Here is a 1,847-nt window from a genome sequence, read left to right on the forward strand (position 1 = left end):
GTTGATGATACTGCAATCACATGCGGGAAAGTAAATAAACCCCAAATACTATTAGAATCCCCTTTACTGAAATGTATAAGGGGATTTTTGCGTTTTAAGCAGTAACAAAATTGATAAGCATATTTTATAAAATACTTATAACAATATACGAAATGTATAATTTGATTTTATATACGTCAATTTATACACATATATTTTCTTACACGCTGATTTTAATGCTTTTCTTTGATTGGTTTAAATTTCTTTAATTCTACCAGTATTGTGTAATAAGTAATTTGCTCTGTATTTAAAAAAAGTAGCACATCTTTTAAAAAAGTTCTAACTCTGTTATGCCTAATTGTTTGGCTTCTGCTGAAAAATCATCTCTTAGTATTTGAAATTCATTGAACATCGTATCTAATTTGCCAAGAATATAACTTTGAAATGTTCCATCCATGTTGAAATTGACCCAGAAATCGGCTGAATTGTTGTCATTGATACTTTGAGTTGATTTATAATTTTCAAGAGCAAGTTCAGCTAATAGATTGCTTCCTTCGGCTTGTGTTTCTATCTTTAGTGTTTCAATGAGCTGATTTAAAAGGCTTGGATTTCTCTGTAAAATCTGATTTGCAAGGCTTTTTTTACGAATGAAATAGTTATTCTTAATCGTGTCTCTATATTGCTCTAATTGCTGTTTATCTTCCTTATTTTGCTGATGCCTCTCAAGCTTCATTCTTTTGTCCTTTTGTGATTTATCCTGCATATCGGTAATATCAATGGTAGAGACCATTTTTTGAAGATAAGAAGCTACATCTTTTATTTTCCCTTTTTTATACTGATACAGCGTATAATCAATACCTTGTTTTATTTGTAAGTAGGGATATTTGTCGAACCAGCTTTGGACTGTTGTTAAGTTAATATTAAAGTCTTGTACTGTTTTATATACGTCATTAATAAGTATGTCTGTATGATTAGGCAAATCAATATTAATAACAGCCGAATCTTCTTCTTCTCTATTTAAATTCTTTTGATTTTTAATAACTGTAAAGCGTAATGCAACAACCTTTTTGCCTTGTTTTATTTCTTCAAAATCAAAATATAGCTCTGAATTCTCTTGTAATTCGTTTCGAGCTTGTACAATAACCTTAATTTTAAAGTCAAAATAGTTCTTATATTTGTTTTCAATTGAAAACATTTCCTTTATTTCACTTATGGTATATTGAAAAATTTTCAGCCTTTCCTTCTCTTTACAAATCTCATAAAAACGCATTGCATAAGAACTATCAAGTCCTAATATATTACGTATATCTATTACCGTAAAATTTTCTTTTAATTGTAATAAAAAAGGCTTTAGAAAGCTTGGAAATTCAACTAAGAAAGCTCCCTCTTTCTCTAAATACAGATAACCACTGATTAAACTGGAATTGAGTTCTACGTTATTATCCTTGTAATACACTCGCTTGCCAATCATTTTTTCTACTTCTTTTTTTAGATGATTGTAAAGACTATCACCTTTTGTTCCGATAAATTTTTGAAAATCTTTTACCACAACAATCATTGGTTCAAAGCTATTTTTTGAAGTATCAAGCTTAGCTAATAAGAATAAAAAAAGCTTAGTTTGAATAGGTGTCAATTCAAATTTTGCTTCAATAAGTGGGTTTCCTTTGATTACTCTGAAGGGGTCTTTTGATATGGCAATAAGTGCTTGCTCTCTTTTTGATGCTTCTTGATTATCCATTTTTCTAATAAAAATAAGTTGTAAATCAGTCCTTATTTTACACAAAATTAGAGAATATTTAGGTCTAAGCAAACAAAAACGACCTATAAAAAATAAGGGTCGTTTTTGACACCATAAAAGTCGTTTTTGA

At 29.1% G+C, this 1,847-nt stretch carries 1 protein-coding gene; it reads right to left on the reverse strand.

Annotated features, from left to right (window positions below):
• Positions 1-307: 307 nt before the first annotated feature.
• On the reverse strand, positions 308-1,847 hold a 1,540-nt coding region (locus LV89_RS24815), incomplete at its 5' end, for a replication initiation protein (protein ID WP_229201594.1).

It is taken from the genome of Arcicella aurantiaca (genome assembly GCF_003148625.1).
Taxonomy (GTDB): domain Bacteria; phylum Bacteroidota; class Bacteroidia; order Cytophagales; family Spirosomataceae; genus Arcicella; species Arcicella aurantiaca.